Source organism: Acidovorax sp. GW458-11-26-14-TSB4, assembly GCF_059423865.1.
On the sequence record NZ_JBWKYR010000040.1, the window covers coordinates 1 to 20366 of the forward strand.

The following is a 20366-nucleotide window of genomic DNA, read 5'->3' on the forward strand; positions in this document are numbered from 1 at the left end:
AGAAATCGGCGTCTTTTCCAAAACTTCGAAGTTTTTGCAAACTTCCTTCTTCGAACCACCCAGACTTCCCAACAAGGGCCTCTGTGCAGCGAAGCCCTCGACTATAGCACCACTTTGATGGCCAAGCAGGGAAAACAGAAGAATTTGCACAGCCATCGGCATGGCCTTCCCCCAAGCCCGGAACCCGGCAAGAAAAAAGGAGGGCTTGCGCCCTCCTTCCACTTGCTGCGCCGGCCCTGGGGCCAATCAGACGCGCCACTTCTCCAGCAGCTTGGCAGGGCTCAGGCTGTCATAGCCTTCGAAGGGCTGGTGGATCCAGGGGTTGGTGGGCAGGAACTCCACCGAGTAGTCCGGCGTGAATGTGGACATGCCCTTGGTCCAGATGACGGCACTGCGCAGTTCGGTAATCGGTGCGTAGTTGGTCTTGAGCATGTCGATCACGGCATGCAGGGTGTGGCCGGAATCGGCCAGGTCGTCCACCAGCAGCACCCGGCCGGCGATCTCGCCCTTGGGGGTGGTGATGAAGCGGGCGATGTCCAGGTGGCCCTGCACCGTGCCGGCTTCGGCGCGGTAGGAGCTGGTGGACATGATGGCCAGCGGTTTGTCGAAGATGCGGCTCAGGATGTCGCCGGGGCGCAGGCCGCCACGGGCCAGGCACAGGATGGTGTCGAACTCCCACTCCGACTGGTGCACCTTGAGCGCCAGCTTTTCAATCAGGCTGTGGTACTCGTCGTAACTGACATAAAGGTGTTTGCCGTCTTCGGTCAACATGGGCAGGGCTCCTGGGGGTAATGGCTTGTAAACGAAGGATCACACGGCGCAGGCGCCAGGGCAAGCCCTATCGTCATATAGAGGAAATACAAAAAGCAGGCACTGCTCCGCACGGCGGGCAGGCCATGCGGCCCGGGCCGCTCGTCATCGGCCCGGGCCACGGCATGCAGGTCAGTTGGCCGCGTAGGGGTGCTGCATCATGATGGTGTGGTCACGGTCCGGGCTGGTCGAGATCACGTGGATGGGCACGCCGGTCACTTCGGCAATGCGCTCCAGGTAGCGGCGGGCCGCCTCGGGCAGCTTGGCATAGTCGGTCACGCCCACGGTGGTGTCGCTCCAGCCGGGCAGGGTCTCGTAGATGGGCTTGCAGCGCGCGATGTCTTCCGCACCCATGGGCAGCAGGTCGATCTTCTCGCCATCGAGCTCGTAGCCGGTGCACAGCAGCAGCTCGGACAGGCCGTCGAGCACATCGAGCTTGGTGATGCACAGGCCCGACAGGCCATTGACCTGGGCGCTGCGCTTGAGCAGCGCGGCGTCGAACCAGCCGCAGCGGCGGCTGCGCCCCGTGGTCACGCCCTTCTCGGCGCCCACGGTGCTCATGTGGTAGCCAGGGGTGCCGGGCACTTCCCAGTCCAGCTCGGTCGGGAAGGGGCCACCGCCCACGCGGGTGCAGTAGGCCTTGGTGATGCCCAGGATGTAGTGCAGCATGCCGGGGCCCACGCCCGAACCCGCTGCGGCATTGCCGGCCACGCAGTTGCTGGAAGTGACGTAGGGGTAGGTGCCGTGGTCCACGTCGAGCAGCGTGCCCTGGGCGCCTTCGAACAGCAGGTTGGCGCCGGCCTGGTGGGCGTCGTTCAGCTCGCGCGAGACGTCGGCCATCATGGGCTTGAGCAGCTCGGCATGGCGCATGGCTTCGGCGTACACCACGTCGAATTGCACCTTGCCGTCCTGGATGTAGGGCTTCAGGGCATCGCCGAAGACGAACTTCGCCGAACCCAGGTAAGTGGTGAGCACGTGGTTGTGCAAGTCCAGCAGTTCGCGCAGCTTGGTGGCGAAGCGCTCGGGGTACTTGAGGTCCTGCACGCGCAGGGCGCGGCGGGCGATCTTGTCTTCGTAGGCGGGGCCGATGCCGCGGCCGGTGGTGCCGATCTTCTCGGTACCGCCCTGCTCGCGCGCGGCTTCGCGCGCCACGTCGATGGCCGCGTGGAACGGCAGGATCAGCGGGCAGGCCTCGCTGATGCGCAGGCGCGAGCGCACTTCCACGCCAGCCTTCTCCAGGCCTTCGATCTCCTCGAAGAGCTTGGCGGCCGACAGCACCACGCCGTTGCCGATGTAGCACTTGACGCCCGGGCGCATGATGCCGCTGGGGATCAGGTGCAGCGCGGTTTTCACGCCGTTGATCACGAGGGTGTGGCCGGCGTTGTGGCCGCCCTGGAAACGGACCACGCCCTGCGCGCTCTCCGTCAGCCAGTCCACCAGCTTGCCCTTGCCTTCGTCACCCCACTGGGTTCCGACCACCACGACGTTGCGACCTTTGCTTGCTTTCATCTCAGACCCAATTCTCAATTGCAATTAACTCGATCAAACAGCCTGCACGACCCACTGGCCCGCAACCTGCACCAGCTCTCGGTCACAGTGGAACTCATCGACTTCGCTCCCGTGCCCAGGCAGAACACACACCACCGTCTCGCCCTGGCGGCGCAGCTCGGCAATGGCGGCATTCACGTCACTCGCTTCGCCCCAGGGCGCGCGGATGGCGGCCTTCAGGGCGCGCGGCGACACCACGCTCACCAACTGCTTGATGTCCAGGCTGAAACCGGCCGCCGGCCGGTTGCGGCCGAACACGGCGCCCACTTCGTCATAGCGGCCGCCGCGCACCAGCGCATCGCCGGCGCCCTTGCCGTAGATGGCAAAGCGGGTGCCGCTGTAGTAGGCATAGCCCCGCAGGTCAGCCAGGTCGAAGGTCACCACGGCACCATCCAGGCGCGAGGCCAGCCAGCGCAGGTGCGACAGCACTTCGGACACGCCGGCGATGTGCTTCAAGGCCTTGTCGGCCTCGGCCAGCACGGATTCGTCGCCATACAGCTGCAGCAGCGCCAGCAGTCCTTCGCGCGAGGCGGCAGGGAAATCACGGGTGATCGAGGCCAGCTCGCTCGCGTCCTTGGCCGCCAATGCACCATGGATGCGGCTGAGCAGCGATGCATCCACCGCCACGCCGGCCAGCAGGCTGCGCACGATGCGCACGTCGGCCAGGTCGATGGTGGTGTCGCGCACCTCGGCAACGCGCAGGCACTCGCGTGCCAGTTGCAAGGCTTCGAGGTCGGCCTCCAGCCCGGCATGGCCATAGATCTCGGCGCCGAACTGCAGCGGCTCGCGCGTGGCATGGGGGCGGTCGGGGCGGGTGTGCAGCACGGGGCCGCAGTAGCACAGCCGCGTCACGCCCTTGCGGTTGAGCAGGTGGGCATCGATGCGGGCCACCTGGGGCGTGGTGTCGGCACGCAGGCCCATGGAGCGGCCCGACAGTTGGTCCACCAGCTTGAAGGTCTGGAGGTCCAGCGCCTCACCGGTACCGGTCAGCAGGGATTCCAGGTGCTCCAGCAGCGGCGGCATGACCAACTCATAGCCATAGCAGCGCGCCGTGTCGAGCAGCCCGCGACGCAATTCTTCGATGTGCCGTGCTTCGGACGGCAAGACATCGGCAATGTGATCCGGCAGGACCCAAGCAGACATGGAGAAAAGGGGAGGCTGTTAAAACCGTGATTCTACCGGCACCGGCAAAGCACCCCCCATGGGGTGTCTGCCGCCAAAGTGACCGGGGCGTGAAAATCCGGGCGCCGGCAGTGTCCCACGGGACGGGAGCGGCTCCCAAAAAAAAGCGGCAACCCTGCTGAGCAGGGCTGCCGCTGTGGGCACGGCCGGGCCGTGGCGGGCTACTTGCGTGGCGCCGCAGACTGCGCGGCCGGGGCCGGCGCGCCGCCGCGGAAGGCCTTGAAGAAGTCCGACGACGAGGGGTCCACCACCATCACGTCGCTCTTCTTGTTGAAGCTGGACTTGTAGGCCTCCAGGCTGCGGTAGAACTGCGCAAACTGCGGGTCGCGGCCAAAGGCCTCGGCGTAGATGCGGGCCGCTTCGGCATCGCCTTCGCCCTTGAGCTTCTGGGCATCGCGGTAGGCATTGGCAATGGCAATCTCGCGCTGGCGGTCCGCATCGGCGCGGATCTTTTCGCCTTCAGCGCCGCCGGTGGAACGCAGTTCATTGGCCACGCGCTTGCGCTCGGCTTCCATGCGGCGGTACACCGACTCGGTGATGGCTTCCACATAGTCGACGCGGGTGATGCGCACGTCCACCACGTCCACGCCCCAGGGCTTGGCGCCGCGCACGGTTTCCAGCACTTCGCGCTTCACATCGGCCATCAGCGCTTCGCGCTTCACCGACAGCAGCTCCTTCACGGTGCGTTTGTTGATCTCTTCCTGGAAGGCATTGCGCACCACGCGGTTGAGCTGCATGGCGCCGGCGCCCTCGTCCAGGCCGACGTTGCGGATGTACTGGGTGGGCTCGGAGATGCGCCAGCGCACGTACCAGTCGATCACCACGCGCTGCTTCTCGGCCGTGAGCATGGGTTCCGTATCGGTGCTGTCCAGCGTGAGCAGGCGCTTGTCGATGTAGGTCACGTTCTGGAACGGCGGTGGCAGCTTGAAGTTCAGGCCCGGCTCGGTGATCACTTCCTTGATCTGCCCGAGCGCGTAGAGCACGCCGAACTGGCGCTGGTCCACCACGAAGAGCATGGAGCTCATGAGTGCAAGCACCACCAGGAGGGTGGATGCAATAAATCCGACTCTGTTCACGAGCTGCTCCTAGCGGGATTCACGTTCGCGCGTACGGTTGCTGTCGCGCGCGCGGGGGTCGTTCGAAAAAGTGGTCGTGGGCGGCAGGGTCGGCACCACGGTCGATGCGGCATTGGCCGGCGGCGACTCCAGCGTCGCGGGCGCGCCCGCGGCCGCGCTCTGCATGATCTTGTCCAGCGGCAGGTACAGGAGGTTGGAGCCCTGGCGCGAATCCACCAGCACCTTGGTCACGTTACCGTAGATCTGCTGCATGCTTTCCAGGTACATGCGGTCGCGCGTGACCTGGGGCGCCTTCTGGTACTCGGCCAGCACGGACGAGAAGCGCTGCGCATCACCCTGCGCCTGCGCCACGATGCGCGCCTTGTAGGCCGCCGCCTCTTCATTCAGGCGCGAGGCGGAACCGACAGCGCGCGGAATCACGTCGTTGGCATAGGCCTGGGCCTCGTTCTTGGCGCGTTCTCGCTCTTGCCCGGCCTTGAGCACATCGTCGAACGAGGCCTGCACCTGCTCGGGCGGGCGCACGCCGCCTTGCTGCAGGTTGATGCCCACCACCTCGACGCCCACCTTGTAGCGGTCCAGGATGGTCTGCATCAGTGCGCGCACGCGCGGCGCAATCTGGTCGCGCTCTTCGGCCAGCGCCGTGTCCATGCGCATCTTGCCCACCACCTCGCGCACCGCTGTTTCAGCAGCCTGCACCACGGCATCCGAAGGGTTCTTGCTCTCGAACAGCCAAGCGCGCGCATCGCTCAGGCGGTACTGCACGGCGAACTTGATCTCGACGATGTTCTCGTCTTCCGTGAGCATGGCCGACTCGCGCAGGCCGGTGCTCTTGATGATGCTGTCGCGGCCCACATCGGCCGAGCGGATCTGCGTCACGAACACCAGCTCATGGCGCTCGATCGGGTACGGCAGGCGCCAGTTGAAGCCCGCACCCACCGTGCTCTTGTACTTGCCGAACTGGGTGATCACGGCCTGCTGGCCTTCCTGCACGATGAAGAAGCCCGTGCCCATCCAGATCACGAAGACGATGCCGGCGATCAGGCCCACGCCCACGCCCGCGCTCTTCATGTCGGGCGGCTGGAAGCTGCCATTGCCGGAGCCGCCCGTACCACGCCCGCCACCGCCGCCCTTGCCGCCGAACAGGCCGCCGAGCTTGCGGTTGAGGTCACGCCACAGCTCATCGAGATCCGGCGGCTGGGCATTGTTGCCCTGGCCCTTGTTGTTCTCGCGTCCGCGGTTGCCTGCGGGGGGCGGCGCCTGCCGATCGTCCGGTCGGGCGCCATCTTCCGACTTGTTGTCGTCGCCACGGCCCCAGCGGGGATCGTTCAGATTGAACATGCCCCGGATACGTTCTGGCAGCGAAGCCCAGCGTAGGGTGCGATTTTGGAAATTCATGCGCAAAGTCTCTGGTTCTCTGGTGGCATCGATCAAAACGGCATTGTGCCCAATCACTCCCCTTGGGCTGGCAATGGGATGGCGTCGGCTGGGGTCATGCCCTGCTGCGCCGCCAGCACCCGCGCCGACAGCACGCGGCGCAGATTGTCCAACCCCTGGCCGGAGCGTGCGCTCACGAACAGGCGCGGCACCATCAGCCCCTCCACTTCGTACTCGTCTTCGAGCACTGCGGGCTGCTGCCCGGCCTCGAGCGCATCGAGCTTGTTGAACACCAGCAGCTGCGGGATGTCGGCCGCGCCGATCTCGTGCAGCACGCGCTGCACCTGGTCCATCTGCTCGGGGAAGTTCGGGTTGGAGGCATCCACCACATGCAGCAGCAGGTCGGCATCGACCGCCTCCTGCAAGGTGGCCTGGAAGGCGTCGACCAGGCCATGCGGCAGGTCGCGGATGAAGCCCACGGTATCGGACAGCGACACCGAGCGCCCAGCATCACCCAGGTAGAGCTGGCGCGTGGTGGTGTCGAGCGTGGCGAACAGTTGGTCGGCCGCATAGGCGCGTGCCTTCACCAGCGCATTGAACAGCGTGGACTTGCCCGCATTGGTGTAGCCCACCAGCGAGATGGTGAAGGTATCGCGCCGGTCGCGCTGGCGCCGCTGCGTGGAACGCTGGCGCTTGACCTTGATCAGGCGCTCGCGCGTGCGCTTGATGGCCTCGCCGATCATGCGGCGGTCCAGTTCGATCTGCTTTTCGCCCGGGCCGCCGCGCGCACCGATGCCGCCGGTCTGGCGCTCCAGGTGCGACCAGCGGCGCACGAGGCGCGTGCTGAGGTACTGCAGCCGGGCCAGCTCCACCTGCAGCTTGCCCTCATGGCTGCGCGCGCGCTGGGCAAAGATTTCGAGGATGAGGAAGGTACGGTCGGAGACCGGCAGCTCCAGGTGCCGCTCCAGGTTGCGCTGCTGCGCCGGGCTGAGCGACTGGTCGAACAGCACCTCCACCGCACCGTGCATCTGCGCCAAGGTGCGGATTTCGTCGGCCTTGCCGCTGCCCACGAACAGGGCGGCGTCGGGAGCCTTGCGCTTGCAGGTCAGGCGCGCCACGGGGTTGAGCCCCGCGGTCTGCGCCAGCAGACCCAGCTCTTCGAGCTCGCCGTCGAAATGGGGGAGACCGAAATCCACCCCCACCAGCAATACCGAAGCCCCACCCGCCTCAGAAGATGCGGGGGCGCTCAAAGCGGATCACCTCCGCCCATGACCATCTGACCCAGGATTGAATGCTGAACTGGATGCCGCAACTCAGTTGCCGGCGCCGTCTGCATCAGGGGTTTCGGCCGTCGAGAAGTTGACCGCACGGCCGGGCACGATGGTGGAGATGGCATGCTTGTAGACCATCTGCGTGACGGTATTGCGCAGCAACACCACGTACTGGTCGAACGATTCGATTTGCCCTTGCAGCTTGATACCGTTCACCAAATAGATGGAGACCGGCACATGCTCCCTGCGCAGTGCGTTCAGGAAAGGATCTTGCAAAAGTTGGCCTTTATTGCTCACGATATTCTCCGTGTTCAAAAATGTTGTTGTAAACCACCACCTTACCACAGCAAAGTAAGACTTTTGCCGCCTGATTGCATGGCCTTTCGCCAATCCGGCCTTTCTTCACGCCGGATCAAGGCTTTAACAGGGAATTACCTCTGGGAATATGCGGAGGCAGAAACAGATGGTTACCCTTGAGCGCCATGCACAGATTCATGTCGCTGCAATAACCATGCTGCAATGCAGCATATACAGGAACCGGCCGTGGGGCTGCGGGCGGCTGGCGCACCGCGCGGGGGTCAGCCTTCGTCCTTGTCCACGAACGGGTTGTGCGAGGTCTTGACCTCGATGCGCAGCGGCGTGCCCACCAGGTCGAACTCCTTGCGGAAGCGCCCTTCCAGGAAGCGCTTGTAGGCGTCGGTCACGTGCTCCAGCGAATTGCCGTGGATCACGATCACCGGCGGGTTCATGCCGCCCTGGTGCGCATAGCGCAGCTTGGGGCGGAACATGCCTGAACGCTTGGGCGCCTGGAACTGCACCGCCTCCAGCAGCAGCCGGGTGAGCACCGGGGTGGACATCTTGCAGGTGGCCGCCTTGTGCGCCTGCACGATGGAGGTCCACAGCGGGCCCAGGCCCTGGCGCTTCTTGGCCGAGATGAAGTGCATGGAGGCGAACTTCAGGAACGACAGGCGGCTCTCGATGGAGCGCTCCAGCAAGGTGCGCTGGTACTCGTCCACCGCATCCCACTTGTTCACGGCCAGCACCACGGCGCGGCCGCTTTCCAGGATGTAGCCGGCGATGTGCGCATCCTGGTCGGTCACGCCCTGCGTGGCGTCGAGCAGCAGCAGCACCACGTTGGCCGACTCGATGGCCTGCAGCGTCTTAACCACCGAGAACTTCTCGATCGCCTCGAACACCTTGCCCTTGCGGCGCAGGCCGGCCGTGTCCACCAGCTCGAAACGCTGGCCGTTGCGCTCGAAGGGCACGGTGATCGCATCGCGCGTCGTGCCCGGCATGTCGAAGGCCACCAGGCGCTCCTCGCCCAGCCAGGTGTTGATCAGCGTGGATTTGCCCACGTTGGGGCGGCCGGCCACGGCCAGCTTGATCACGCTCTTGTCGCCCGAGGCATCGTCCTCATCGGGCTCGGGCAGGTTCAGCGGCGCCAGTGCCAGGTCCACCAGGCCACGGATGCCCTGGCCGTGCGCGGCCGATACCGGCTGCACCTCACCCAGGCCCAGCTCATAGAACTCGGCCAGCTGGATGCCCTCGACCATGCCTTCGGCCTTGTTGGCCACCAGCACGCAGGGCTTGGACAGCCGGCGCAGGTAGTTGGCGATGTCATGGTCCTGCGCCGAGACGCCGGCGCGCGCATCCACCACGAAGATCACCACATCGGCCTCGGCCACGGCCTGCTGCGTCTGTTTGGCCATCTCGCGGTAGATGCCGCTGGAGGCATCGGGCTCGAAGCCCCCGGTATCGATGACGATGTACTCGTGCTTGCCCTGCTTGCCATTGCCGTAGTGGCGGTCACGCGTGAGCCCGGCGAAGTCCGCCACGATCGCGTCGCGGGACTTCGTCAGGCGGTTGAACAGCGTGGATTTACCGACATTCGGCCGCCCCACGAGGGCGATTACTGGCTTCATTGAATAGGATCCGTCATTCAGGTCGGTAGCCGAGCACCGCGCCATTGCGCGTGACGACCACCAGGGTGTCTGCCGCCGCCACAGGGCGGGCGGCGATGCCCGACCCATCGGTGGTCAGGCGATTCAGCGGTGCGCCATCGGCGCGCGACAGCAGGTGCACCAGGCCGGTGTCGTCACCCACCACGACCGAGCGGCCCAGCAGCAAAGGCGCCGTCAGCTTGCGGTGCTTGAGGCGCTCCGAGCCCCACAGGCGGGTGCCATCGTTGCGGTTCCATGCCACCAGCGAGCCATTGCTCTCGGTGCCGAAGATCGCATCCTTGTCGCCGTCGATGCCGTCGGCGCCCGCGGCGCGCTGCGTCCAGGCCACGGAGCCGCGCGCCACGTTCACGCAGCCCACGGTGGACTGGAAGGACCGGGCGCAGACCGATTCGCCCACGCGGCTGGCGTTGCCGACCAGGTCCACCAGGCGCTCGACGTCGTTGGTGCCGCGCGAGCTGGCCAGCGGGGCCTCCCAGCGGGCACTGCCGTTGTCGGGGTTCAGGCCCACCAGGCGGCCGGACAGGCCCACCACCAGGGTGTCGCCCACCGCCAGCAGCACGCCGTCCTGGCGCAGCACCAGGGGTTCGCCGGGACGCTGCTGCGTCCACAGGCGCTTGCCCGTGGCCGCATCGAAGGCGGTCACGGTGCGGTCGGCGGCCAGCACGAACACGCGGCCACCGGCCACCAGCGGGGCGGTGAAGACCTGCGAGGCCATGGGCTGGCGCCAGCGCTCGCGGCCGGCATCGATGGCGATGAGCGCATTGCTGCGCGCCACCACCGCGGCCAGCTTGCCATCGCTGCCTACACCGGCAGACAGCGGCTCGGCCAGGGCCAGGCGCCAGACATCGGCGCCGGTGCGGGCGTCGATGGCCGCCACGGTGCCATCGGCCGAAGCCAGGGTCACCGTCGTGCCATTGACACGCACGTCCAGAGACAGGCCGGCTACCGAGCCGACCTTGCCAGTCCAGGCCTGGCGCACGCCGAGCACCGGCACGTTGGCGCCGAGGTCGGCCGGAACCGGCTTGGAGGAGCCGCCCCAGAAGGAGCCGCTGGGCATCATCGAGCAGCCGGCCAGCGATGCCGCCAGGGCCAGCAGCACCAGGCCGCGGGCGGCGCTGCCACCCTTGTTCATCCGGGAGAGGGCGCGCGCGCTCATTTGGCAGCCTCGGCCGTCTTTGCGGCGGCCACCGTCTCGGCGGCGGGGTTGGCGCCCAGCGCATTGAGCTTGACCTCCACCAGGCGGCGGTATTCCACGTCTTCGCTCATGGCCTTGTAGGCCTTGGTGTACTGGGCCAGGGCTTCGGTGCGCTTGTCCTGCAGCATCAGGATGTCGCCACGGTGGTCCGCAGCCACGCCGTCGAAGGCGGCGGGCAGCGAGCCCGAGAGCTGGGCCAGCGCCTCGTCGTACTTCTTCTGCTCGGTCAGCACGGCGGCCAGGCGCAGCTTGGCCAGGGCCTTGAAGCCGTCGTCGCCCGCATTCGCCGCCACCCAGGCCAGCACTTCGCGCGCCTCATCGGGCTTGGCAGCCTCGATCAGGCCGCGGGCCACCAGGAAACCGGCCTGGGCCGCCTGCGGCGTGCCGGCATAGCTGGCCTTGAGGTCGCCAAAGGCCTGCTCCACGCGCGCCTGGTCCTTGGCGCGGTTGGCCACGTCGACGGCATCGAACAGCGCCGCCGCCTTGGTGGCCTGGCGGCTCTGCCAGTACTGGTAACCGTTCCATGCCGCCAGCGAACCGCACACCACGATCAGCACGCAGCTGATCAGCGTACCCCACTGGTTCCAGAAATGCTTGAGCTGGTCGAGTTGTTCCTGCTCTTCGAGGTCTAATTGATTTGCCATGGAGGGTAGGTAAGGATTAACGGGTGGATTGTAGGGTGGCGGCCCAATCGGCCACATTGGCGAGCGGCTGCTCCACCTGGGCACCTCCTGCGCCATCGCGCAGGGACTTCACGGTGACGGTGCCGCGGGCGAGTTCGTCATCGCCAAACACCAAAGCATACTGCGCGCCGCTGTTGTCGGCCTTCTTGAACTGGGACTTCATGCTGCCCATGCCTTCGCTGGCCGTGGCCGCACCGTGCATCTGCACCTGCACGCCCGCTGCCCGCAATTGTTCCAGCACCCGGATGGCGGTCGGCAATGCAGTGCGGCCGGGGATGACGGCATAGGCGTCCGGCACCAGCGCCGGCACCTGGGCGCCCTGCTCCTTGACCAGCTCCAGCACACGCTCCACGCCCAGGGCCCAGCCCACGGCGGGCGCCGGCTTGCCGCCGATCTGCTCGATCAGGTAGTCGTAGCGGCCGCCGCCGCAGATGGTGCCCTGCGAGCCCAGTTGTTCGGTGATGAACTCGAACACCGTGAGGTTGTAGTAGTCCATGCCGCGCACCAGGCGCGGGTTGACCGTCCAGGCCACGCCATTGGCGTCCAGGATGGCCTTGACCGCATCGAAGTGGGCCAGCGACTCGGCACCCAGGAAGTCGATGAGCCGGGGCGCGGCATTCACCAGCGCCTGCATGGCCGGGTTCTTGGTGTCCAGGATGCGCAGCGGGTTGGCGTGCAGGCGGCGGCGCGCCTCCTCGTCGAGCTGGTCGATGTTCTGCTCGAAGTAAGCGATCAGCGCCGCACGGTGCGCCTTGCGCTCCTCGGGCTGGCCCAGGCTGTTGAGCTCCAGGCGCACGTTGGTGAGACCGATGTCCTTCCACAGCGCATTGGCCAGCAGGATCAGCTCGGCATCCACCTCGGGGCCGCCAAAGCCCAGGGCCTCGGCACCGATCTGGTGGAACTGGCGGTAGCGGCCACGCTGGGGACGCTCGTGGCGGAACATCGGGCCCATGTAGTACAGGCGCTTGCCGCCCTCGTAGAGCATGGAATGCTCGACCACGGCGCGCACCACGCCGGCCGTGGCCTCGGGGCGCAGGGTCAGGCGTTCGCCATTCAGGCGGTCCTCGAAGGAGTACATCTCCTTCTCGACGATGTCGGTGACCTCGCCCAGGCCGCGCACGAACAGCGGCGTGGGCTCGACGATGGGCGTGCGCATGTTGCGGTAGGCATAGCGCGCCATCAGCTGGCGCACCTTGTCCTCCAGCCACTCCCAGCGGGCGGAATCGGGCGGCAGGATGTCGTTCATGCCCTTGACCGCCACCAGCTTCTCGGGTTTGGCGGCGGCAGCGGCGGATACGTCTTTACTCACGGCAATGGGCTTCCAGTTGGATAGGGATACGGGAGGCGGCTTTCGGGAGCCGCCTCGCTGGGCCGTTCAGGCCCGCAGGGTGCGATTGTCGCAGGGGCGTCGGCCGCCGCCAGGTCAGGCGAGTGCGCTGTCGGGCGCATCCACCGCCGGCGCAGCCACCGGATGGGAGCCGCCGAAGCGCTTCTCGATGTAGTTTTCGACCACCTGGTGGAATTCGTTGGCGATGTTCTCGCCGCGCAGGGTCATGGCCTTCTCGCCGTCGATGAAGACAGGCGCCGCCGGTGCTTCGCCGGTACCGGGCAGGCTGATGCCGATGTCGGCGTGCTTGCTTTCGCCCGGGCCGTTGACGATGCAGCCCATCACCGCGACCTTGATCTTCTCCACGCCCGGGTACTTGACGCGCCAGACCGGCATCTGCGCGCGCAGGTAGTCGTCGATCTGCTTGGCCAGTTCCTGGAAGGTGGTGCTGGTCGTGCGGCCACAACCAGGGCAGGCCGTGACGCTGGGCACAAAGACGCGCAAACCCAGCGATTGCAGGATCTCGGAGGCCACCACCACCTCTTGCGTGCGGGCCTCGCCGGGCTGCGGCGTGAGGGACACGCGGATGGTGTCGCCAATGCCCTCCTGCAGCAGGATGGAAAGCGCCGTGGCGGAAGCCACCGTGCCCTTGGTCCCCATGCCGGCCTCGGTCAGCCCCAGGTGCAGCGCGTAGTCGCAGCGCTGCGCCAGGGCGCGGTAGACGGAAATCAGGTCCTGCACGCCACTGACCTTGCACGACAGGATGATCTGGTCGCCGTTCAGCCCCATTTCCTCCGCGCGGCGTGCCGACTCGATGGCCGAGGTGATCAGCGCCTCGTACATCACCTGGCGCGCTTCCCAGGGCTTGGCACGGCGGCTGTTGGTGTCCATCAGCTGGGCCAGCAGTTCCTGGTCCAGGCTGCCCCAGTTCACGCCGATGCGCACGGCCTTGTCCCAGCGGATGGCGGCCTCGATCATCTGGCCGAACTGGCGGTCGCGCTTGTCGCCCTTGCCCACGTTGCCGGGGTTGATGCGGTACTTGGACAGCGCCTGCGCGCAGTCCGGGTAGTCCGTCAGCAGCCGGTGGCCATTGAAGTGGAAATCCCCCACCAGCGGCACGGTCTCGCCCATGCGGTCGAGCTGCTCGCGGATGTAGGGCACGGCCTGGGCCGCCTCGGGCGTATTCACCGTGATGCGCACGAACTCGGAGCCGGCCTGCGCCAGTTCCTTGACCTGGATGGCCGTGCCGATGGCATCCACCGTATCGGTGTTGGTCATGGACTGCACGCGCACCGGCGCGTCGCCCCCGACCGTGACCACGCGCGAGCCCCAGACCACACGGGCCTGGCGGGAGCGCCGGGGGGCGGGCTGGGCAATGGCAACCGGGGCCAGATCGGTCAGGAGCTTTTCGTCCACTTATTTCACCTCGAAGCGCGCGACATTCTCGCGCGAAATGGTGGTCAGCGCGAACGGCTTGCCACGCACGAACACATCGGTCACATCGGCCCGGCCGACCACCACCTTCAGGGGGAGCGCGCCCGAAACGGCCACCGACTCACCCACTGCCAGATTGCGCTCCAGCGCAATGGTTCCATTGGCGTCGCGCACCTGCACCCAGGAGGCGCCGCGCGCGCTCAAGGTCAGCACGCTGGAGGCCGATACCGCAGCCGCATCGGGGGCCGACGCCGCAGCGGCCACGGCCGGTGCCGCTGCAGCACTGGCCGCCACGGCTGCTGCAGGTGCGGAAGGGCTGACGGCAGGGGCCGAAGCCGGCGCGGTCACCGCAGCCGTGGTGGGCAGCGCAGCCGCGGCCGGGTCCGAAGCCGCAGCCACCGGGGGCTGGGGTTCCTGGGCGGACACCGGAGGAGCGCTCGGCGCATCGTCGCCCGCACTGCCGCCGAACGGGTTGCGGTCGGCCGGCACGAACATGATGGCCAGCGCGCCGACCAGCAAGGCCAGCACCACCACGGTGATGGCCCAGGACTTCTTGCCGCCCGAGGACGCCGGGGCAAAGGAGCCATTGCCAGCGCTGGAGCTGCTGCCCTTGACCGGCGCATTGATCCCGGCATTGCCCGCCACCAGGCGCGGGCTCTTGCTCTGCGGCAGCAGCGCCAGGATGGGCGCCGCATCGATCTTGAGGGTACGGCACACGCTCGATGCCAGGGCGCGCACGAACACCGTGTCGGGCAGCATGGCGAAATTGTCGGCCTCCAGGGCTTCCAGCTTGGCGACCGGCACCTTCAGGGCCACGGCCAGCGCCGCGATGTGCAGGCCCGCTTCCATGCGCGCCTCGCGCAGCAGGGCCCCTGCCGTGCGCCCTCCTGCCGCCCCTGGTACTTCTTCGTGCACCGAAACCCCTGCCACCGAATCACTCATTGAAAGCCCCACGCTGATAGGCACCCGTCTCACGCGCTTCCGGGAAGCGCCTGCGCAATTGATCACCCAACTGGCGCAGGGCGACCGTGTCACCCAGGCCATGCTCGACCTTGATGCCCAGCCACAGCGTTTCTGCATTCGCGAACTCGCTGTTGTTCAGGCGGCGGATGTAGAACTGCGCCCGCGTGAGCTCATTGCGGCGCATCAGCAGATTGGACAGGTGGTAGCCCACCACGGGGTTGGACGCATCGAGCTCATAGGCCTTGAGCAGCGACTGCTCGGCCTCGGCCACCTGGCCGGCTTCCACCTGGCACAGGCCGCGCGCCATCAGCGTCTTGCCGCGCGCCGTATAGGCCGGGTTGGCCAGCGCCGTCACGAAGCTCTGGTCGGCCTCGGCGTACTTGCGCTGCTGGCAGTGCAGCCAGCCCAGGTTGTGCAGCAGGTTGGGGTCGTTGCTGCGCAGACCGAGCGCGCGGCGAAAGCTTTCCTCGGCCTGGCCGAACTCGTTGAGCCGCAGGTAGATCAGGCCGCGCAGGTTGAAGGCGTCGGAATAGGTGGGGTCGGCCACCAGGGCCTGCTTGACCTCGTCGAGGGCCACGGTGGTCTGCCCGTTCTCGAAGTAATTGGTGGCCAGCTCCAGGCGGATGCGCGCGCGCCGGCGCGCCTCGGGCTCATCGGAGGGCGTGAAGACCGCGTTGCTGCCCTGGTTGGCCGATGCACCGCCACTGCTGGTGGTGGTGCAGCCCGAAAGCCCCACCATGCACGCCACCACCCCGCAGGCCAGGAGCGCAAAGCGCCCCATGCACTGCCAGCGTTCAGCCAATCCCACCATGTAGAGCCTCCTTCAAGTTTGATGTGTCAGGTCACCGGTTTGAGCGCGATTGTGCGCTGTCTGGCCATGCGTTCCGCCGCTTTTGTGCGATCTTTGACGTCGCCGGCCAATTGGCCGCAGGCGGCGTCGATGTCATCGCCGCGCGTCTTGCGCACCGTGGTCACGATGCCCGCGTCGCTCAGCAGTTTGCCAAAGGCCATCACCTGCGCCTGCGAAGAACGCAAAAGGCCCGACGCGGGAAACGGGTTGAACGGGATCAGGTTGAACTTGCAGCGCACGCCCTCGCCGCGCGCGGGCTTGACCAGGTCGATCAGCTGCTGCGCATGCTCGATCTGGTCATTGACCCCGTCCAGCATGCAGTATTCGAAAGTAATGAAGTCGCGCGGCGCATGCTCCAGGTAGCGGTTGCATGCGGCCAGCAGTTCTTCGATCGGGTATTTGCGGTTCAGCGGCACCAGGTTGTCGCGCAGCGGATCGTTGGGCGCATGCAACGAAACGGCCAGCGCCACCGGGCAGTCCTGGGCCAACCGGTCGATCATGGGCACCACGCCCGAGGTGGACACCGTCACGCGGCGGCGCGACAGGCCATAGGCATGGTCGTCCAGCATCACGCGCAGGGCTGGCACCAGGGCCGTGTAATTCTGCAGGGGCTCGCCCATGCCCATCATCACCACATTGGAGATGATGCGTTCGCTCTTGCCCAGGCGCTTGCGCAGCGCATGCTCGGCAAACCACAGCTGGGCCACGATCTCACCGGTGGTGAGGTTGCGGCTGAAGCCCTGGTGGCCGGTGGAGCAGAAGCGGCATCCCACGGCGCAGCCGGCCTGGGAGGAAATGCACAGCGTGCCGCGGTCGTCCTCAGGGATGAAGACGGCCTCGACCGCATTGCCATCGCCCACGTCGAACAGCCACTTGACGGTGCCATCGGCCGAGACATGCTCGGTGATGACCGGCAACGCCTGCACGTGCGCACAGCCCTTGAGCTTGTCGCGCAGGGCCTTGGCCAGGTCGCTCATGGCGTCGAAGTCGTGCGCGCCACGCTGGTGGATCCAGCGGAACAGCTGGGTCGCGCGAAAGCGCTTCTCACCCAGCTTCTCGCAGAAGGCGGCCAGGCCGTCAAGGTCGAACTCGAGCAGGTTGGTCGTGGTGGCGGTGGTCGCCGCTGCCTTGGCGGCAGGAACGGCGTTCACCGCGGCGGTCGTTTCGATCGTGGTCGTCATAGCGGCGTCCCTTCGGGTAACCGCTCGCAGTCGTCCCCATGGTGCGGCCGCCCTACCGGGGTGGGCTCAAGCATGGGGACCACCATCTCAGCGGGAGTAGATGTTCAGGCCGGGGAAGAAGAAGGCCACTTCCACGGCAGCCGTTTCGGCAGCGTCCGAACCGTGCACGGCGTTGGCGTCGATGCTGTCGGCGAAGTCGGCGCGGATGGTGCCGGCTTCTGCCTTCTTGGGGTCGGTGGCGCCCATCAGTTCACGGTTCTTCAGGATGGCGTTCTCGCCTTCCAGGGCCTGGATCATCACGGGGCCGGAGATCATGAAGTCGACCAGGTCCTTGAAGAAGGGACGTGCCTTGTGCACGCCGTAGAACTGCTCGGCTTCCAGGCGCGACAGGTGCACCATGCGGGCAGCCACGACCTTCAGGCCGGCGGCTTCGAAACGGGCGTAGATCTGGCCGATCACGTTCTTGGCGACTGCGTCAGGCTTGATGATGGAGAGAGTGCGTTCGATTGCCATGGTGATTTTCCTGATTGGATGGATATAAACGGTGCGGATTCTTTTGCCCACTGGACAAAACCCTCGATTCTAACCGTGCGCCGGGTAACCCCTGTGAATCAACGGCCTCGGCCGCCCCGGCGCGAGCCGCCGCCACCCCCGCCCGGGCCGCGCTGGGCCTGGCGATGGCGGGACAGGCTGTCCGAGCCGATATAGCCCACCGAAGTCTTCATCGGATCGGGCTGGGCCGCGCCGCGCGGGCGGTCGTCCCCATTCCCGTTGCCACGGCCGCCGCCGTTGCCGCCCCGGCCACCACCGCCGCCGCCATCGCGGCGCGGCTTCTGGCCGCGCGGGCCGTTGCCGAAGGCGTTGGCACCCGGAGGCTGGTCGCGGCGGCTGCCGTCGCCACGCGGGCCGCCACGGCCCCGGTTGTTGTTGCTCCGCTTGCCCTGCCCCTGGCCAGCGCCTTCGCCGGCAGCCCCCTCCGGGCGGCCCTGGCCAGGTTCGCGGCCGCCGCCTGCGGCCTGCGCCAGCGCGCGGATGTCGCCCTCGTCGAGTTCCAGCCAGGCGCCGCGCTTGAGGCCGCGCGGCAGCACCATGGCGCCATAGCGGATGCGGATGAGGCGGCTGACCGCATGGCCCACCGACTCCAGCATGCGCCGCACCTCGCGGTTGCGCCCTTCGGAGATGGTCACGCGGTACCAGCAGTTGGCACCTTCGCCACCACCGTCCTCGATGGAGCCGAAGGCAGCCATGCCGTCGTCCAGGCGCACGCCTTCGATCAGCTTTTGCTTTTCTTCATTGCTCAGGGCGCCGAGCACGCGCACGGCGTACTCGCGCTCCAGGCCGAAGCGCGGGTGCATGAGCTTGTTGGCCAGTTCGCCCGAGCTGGTGAAGAGCAGCAGGCCTTCGGTGTTCAGGTCCAGCCGGCCCACGGACTGCCACTTGCCCTGTTGCAGGCGCGGCAGCTTGCGGAACACGGTGGGGCGGTTCTGCGGGTCGTCGTGCGAGACCACTTCGCCCACAGGCTTGTGGTAGGCAATCACGCGCGCTGGCGGCGGGTCGATGCGGAAGCGGATGGGCTTGCCGTTGACCTTGATCTGGTCGCCGAACTGGATGCGCTGGCCGATGTGGGCCGGCTCGCCATTGACCGAGATGCGCCCTTCCAGGATGAGCTGCTCCATCTCCAGGCGCGAGCCCAGGCCGGCCTGGGCCAGCACCTTGTGCAGCTTGGGCGTTTCCACCTGGGGCAGCAGCACGCGCTTGAGGGGCACGGCCTCGTCGGACTCCTCGTCCGCATCGAACTGGCCGGACACCACGTCCTCGAACTGGTAGCCCGGTACGCCGCGCTGCGGCTTGCCGCCCTTGCCCTGCTGGCCACCCTTGCCACCGCCACCTGCAGCTTCCCGGGCGCCTTCGCGCCCGGCCGCCTTGTTGCGGTCCCGCCCGTCCTTGCGCGCCCGCCCCTCGCGCGGGCCGCCCGGCCCCTCGTCGCCGCCGCCGGCCTCTGCCGCGGGAGCTTCGTCCACCGCCGCATCGGGCACATCGCCATAGATGCGCGCGCCGGGTGCTCGGTCAACCAGCACGGCGGGCGCAGCCGCCACCATGGGCACCGGTGCGGCCGCTACAGCCTCCACCGCCACCTCCTGCGCAGCGGCAGGCGGGGCCAGGGGCAGTTCGTCCTGCACCGTCAACTGCGGGGCCGGCACCTCGGGCACCTCCTCGGCTGCCTCGGCCACCTTCTTGGGTTGGCGGGGCTTGCGCGGCTTCTTCACCGCGGCAGGCAGTTCCTCGGCAGACGGCTGCGCCGCCTCGACCGAAGCCACGGCATTGGCAGCCTCATCCGCGGCGGCAGGCGCTGCGTCGGCAGGCGCCGCCTTCTTGCGCGGAGCGCGGCGTGGCTTGGCGGGGGGCATGGCAGCCTCCGCACCAGCGGTGGCGGGGTCGGGGGTCGTCGAATCGTCGTTCATGAAAGCTTTCCCTGGACGCCCTGTGGGGCATCGTCATCATCGTCACGGGGAACATCGTCGCCCCGCTCCGTCTCGTTCAAATCGTCCGCACCCGAAGCGGTGCTGACCTGGGCCGCATCGTCGCCGGCCACCACATGGCTATCGGGGTCGGGCCTTGACGGCTCTTGCGACTGCGCAGCCCCACCACCCACGGCCTCGCCCGAAGCATCGTCCGGCAGCAGGACCTCGGCGGCGTCCAACGCCCACGCAGCTGCTGCTGCAACGAGCCCATCGTCATCATCATCGCCATGGCCATCGTTGTCTTCAGCATCGGCATCCCCATCGGGCAAAGCCTCCCCTTCCAGACCGGCCAGGGTCTGCTGAACAGGCTCGGCCGCGGCATCGCCATTGGCCGACTCGGCAATCGATGCCGCCGGGGCATCGCCCCCAGGCGGCTGCGCGTCGTCCGCGGCGCCCTCTTCCTCGATCACCGCCTGCTGCCCCTGCGCTGCGGCCGCCATGGCCTCCAGCACATTGGCGTGGCCCGAGGCGTCCTCCAGCATGGGCAGCTGGTCCAGCGAGGCCAGGCCCAGGTCATCGAGGAACTGGCGCGTGGTGGCGAACAGCGAGGGCCGGCCCACCGTCTCGCGGTGGCCGATCACCTCGACCCAGCCCCGGTCCTCGAGCTGCTTGATGATCAGGCTGTTGACCGTCACCCCGCGGATGTCCTCGATGTCCCCGCGCGTCACCGGCTGCCGGTAGGCAATGATGGCCAGCGTCTCCAGCGTGGCCCGCGTGTACTTGGGCGGCTTCTCGGGGTGCAGCCGGTCCAGGTATTCGCGCATCTCGGGGCGGCTCTGCAGGCGCCAGCCCGTGGCCACCTGCACCAGCTCCACCCCCTTGTGGGCCCAGTCGCGCTGCAGGTCGAGCAGCAGCAGCTTGAGCGTGTCCGTACCCAGGGCGTCATTGAACAGCACCCGCATCTCGCGCAGCGGCACAGGCTGCTGCGCACAGATCAGGGCAGTCTCAAGGACCCGCTTGGCATCCACCGTGTTCATGGTTCAGCGATT

The 20366-nt window shown here is 67.2% G+C and carries 18 protein-coding genes; all 18 read right to left on the bottom strand.

Features of this window, described 5'->3' with window-relative positions; translation table 11 throughout:
• Positions 1-246: 246 nt before the first annotated feature.
• Complete coding sequence (locus tag AC07X5_RS31810) at positions 247-771, bottom strand: phosphoribosyltransferase (protein WP_409957789.1); 525 nt, start codon at positions 769-771, stop codon at positions 247-249.
• Positions 772-942: 171 nt separating this feature from the next.
• Positions 943-2319 (bottom strand): adenylosuccinate synthase, encoded by a 1377-nt coding sequence (locus AC07X5_RS31815; protein WP_494773415.1) that lies wholly within the window; start codon positions 2317-2319, stop codon positions 943-945.
• A gap of 33 nt (positions 2320-2352) precedes the next feature.
• Positions 2353-3501 (bottom strand): ATP phosphoribosyltransferase regulatory subunit, encoded by a 1149-nt coding sequence (locus tag AC07X5_RS31820; protein ID WP_494773416.1) that lies wholly within the window; start codon positions 3499-3501, stop codon positions 2353-2355.
• A 200-nt stretch (positions 3502-3701) separates the two neighbouring features.
• Positions 3702-4616 (bottom strand): protease modulator HflC, encoded by a 915-nt coding sequence (hflC, locus tag AC07X5_RS31825; RefSeq protein ID WP_409957792.1) that lies wholly within the window; start codon positions 4614-4616, stop codon positions 3702-3704.
• 9 nt (positions 4617-4625) lie between these two features.
• A complete protein-coding gene (gene hflK / locus AC07X5_RS31830) occupies positions 4626-6011 on the bottom strand; it encodes an FtsH protease activity modulator HflK (RefSeq protein WP_494773417.1) in 1386 nt (461 codons plus the stop codon).
• Between the two features lie 53 nt (positions 6012-6064).
• Positions 6065-7240: a GTPase HflX gene (hflX, locus tag AC07X5_RS31835; RefSeq protein ID WP_494773418.1), complete on the bottom strand. Its 1176-nt coding sequence runs from the start codon at positions 7238-7240 to the stop codon at positions 6065-6067.
• A gap of 63 nt (positions 7241-7303) precedes the next feature.
• Positions 7304-7558: an RNA chaperone Hfq gene (gene hfq, locus AC07X5_RS31840; RefSeq protein ID WP_007848873.1), complete on the bottom strand. Its 255-nt coding sequence runs from the start codon at positions 7556-7558 to the stop codon at positions 7304-7306.
• Positions 7559-7839: 281 nt separating this feature from the next.
• Positions 7840-9183 carry a ribosome biogenesis GTPase Der gene (gene der / locus AC07X5_RS31845; protein ID WP_494773419.1) on the bottom strand — a complete coding sequence of 448 codons (1344 nt, stop codon included), beginning with the start codon at positions 9181-9183 and terminating at the stop codon, positions 7840-7842.
• Positions 9184-9196: 13 nt separating this feature from the next.
• Positions 9197-10354 (bottom strand): outer membrane protein assembly factor BamB, encoded by a 1158-nt coding sequence (gene bamB, locus AC07X5_RS31850; protein WP_494773432.1) that lies wholly within the window; start codon positions 10352-10354, stop codon positions 9197-9199.
• A gap of 20 nt (positions 10355-10374) precedes the next feature.
• On the bottom strand, positions 10375-11061 hold the full coding sequence (locus AC07X5_RS31855) for a YfgM family protein (RefSeq protein ID WP_494773420.1): 687 nt from the start codon (positions 11059-11061) through the stop codon (positions 10375-10377).
• A 16-nt stretch (positions 11062-11077) separates the two neighbouring features.
• Positions 11078-12346 (bottom strand): histidine--tRNA ligase, encoded by a 1269-nt coding sequence (gene hisS / locus AC07X5_RS31860; RefSeq protein WP_409962846.1) that lies wholly within the window; start codon positions 12344-12346, stop codon positions 11078-11080.
• Between the two features lie 177 nt (positions 12347-12523).
• Complete coding sequence (gene ispG / locus AC07X5_RS31865) at positions 12524-13819, bottom strand: flavodoxin-dependent (E)-4-hydroxy-3-methylbut-2-enyl-diphosphate synthase (RefSeq protein WP_409962848.1); 1296 nt, start codon at positions 13817-13819, stop codon at positions 12524-12526.
• Positions 13820-13843: 24 nt separating this feature from the next.
• Complete coding sequence (locus AC07X5_RS31870) at positions 13844-14791, bottom strand: helix-turn-helix domain-containing protein (protein WP_409962839.1); 948 nt, start codon at positions 14789-14791, stop codon at positions 13844-13846.
• A 4-nt stretch (positions 14792-14795) separates the two neighbouring features.
• Complete coding sequence (gene pilW / locus AC07X5_RS31875; RefSeq protein WP_494773421.1) at positions 14796-15635, bottom strand: type IV pilus biogenesis/stability protein PilW; 840 nt, start codon at positions 15633-15635, stop codon at positions 14796-14798.
• A gap of 26 nt (positions 15636-15661) precedes the next feature.
• Positions 15662-16855 (bottom strand): dual-specificity RNA methyltransferase RlmN, encoded by a 1194-nt coding sequence (gene rlmN, locus AC07X5_RS31880; RefSeq protein ID WP_494773422.1) that lies wholly within the window; start codon positions 16853-16855, stop codon positions 15662-15664.
• An 87-nt stretch (positions 16856-16942) separates the two neighbouring features.
• Positions 16943-17368, bottom strand: a complete 426-nt coding sequence (ndk, locus tag AC07X5_RS31885) for a nucleoside-diphosphate kinase (RefSeq protein ID WP_124512046.1) — start codon at positions 17366-17368, stop codon at positions 16943-16945.
• A 98-nt stretch (positions 17369-17466) separates the two neighbouring features.
• Positions 17467-19317, bottom strand: a complete 1851-nt coding sequence (locus AC07X5_RS31890) for a pseudouridine synthase (RefSeq protein ID WP_494773423.1) — start codon at positions 19315-19317, stop codon at positions 17467-17469.
• Complete coding sequence (gene scpB, locus AC07X5_RS31895) at positions 19314-20354, bottom strand: SMC-Scp complex subunit ScpB (RefSeq protein WP_494773424.1); 1041 nt, start codon at positions 20352-20354, stop codon at positions 19314-19316. The genes AC07X5_RS31890 and scpB overlap by 4 nt, the downstream gene beginning before the upstream one ends.
• Between the last annotated feature and the right edge of the window lie 12 nt (positions 20355-20366).

Bases quoted from the DNA above. Each gene is read 5' to 3' on its own strand.
- AC07X5_RS31810 (WP_409957789.1), bottom strand. From the start codon at position 771: ATGTTGACCGAAGACGGCAAACACCTTTATGTCAGTTACGACGAGTAC.
- AC07X5_RS31815 (WP_494773415.1), bottom strand. From the start codon at position 2,319: ATGAAAGCAAGCAAAGGTCGCAACGTCGTGGTGGTCGGAACCCAGTGG.
- AC07X5_RS31820 (WP_494773416.1), bottom strand. From the start codon at position 3,501: ATGTCTGCTTGGGTCCTGCCGGATCACATTGCCGATGTCTTGCCGTCC.
- hflK (WP_494773417.1), bottom strand. From the start codon at position 6,011: ATGAATTTCCAAAATCGCACCCTACGCTGGGCTTCGCTGCCAGAACGT.
- der (WP_494773419.1), bottom strand. From the start codon at position 9,183: ATGAAGCCAGTAATCGCCCTCGTGGGGCGGCCGAATGTCGGTAAATCC.
- bamB (WP_494773432.1), bottom strand. From the start codon at position 10,354: ATGAACAAGGGTGGCAGCGCCGCCCGCGGCCTGGTGCTGCTGGCCCTG.
- AC07X5_RS31855 (WP_494773420.1), bottom strand. From the start codon at position 11,061: ATGGCAAATCAATTAGACCTCGAAGAGCAGGAACAACTCGACCAGCTC.
- hisS (WP_409962846.1), bottom strand. From the start codon at position 12,346: ATGAACGACATCCTGCCGCCCGATTCCGCCCGCTGGGAGTGGCTGGAG.
- pilW (WP_494773421.1), bottom strand. From the start codon at position 15,635: ATGGTGGGATTGGCTGAACGCTGGCAGTGCATGGGGCGCTTTGCGCTC.
- rlmN (WP_494773422.1), bottom strand. From the start codon at position 16,855: ATGACGACCACGATCGAAACGACCGCCGCGGTGAACGCCGTTCCTGCC.
- ndk (WP_124512046.1), bottom strand. From the start codon at position 17,368: ATGGCAATCGAACGCACTCTCTCCATCATCAAGCCTGACGCAGTCGCC.
- AC07X5_RS31890 (WP_494773423.1), bottom strand. From the start codon at position 19,317: ATGAACGACGATTCGACGACCCCCGACCCCGCCACCGCTGGTGCGGAG.
- scpB (WP_494773424.1), bottom strand. From the start codon at position 20,354: ATGAACACGGTGGATGCCAAGCGGGTCCTTGAGACTGCCCTGATCTGT.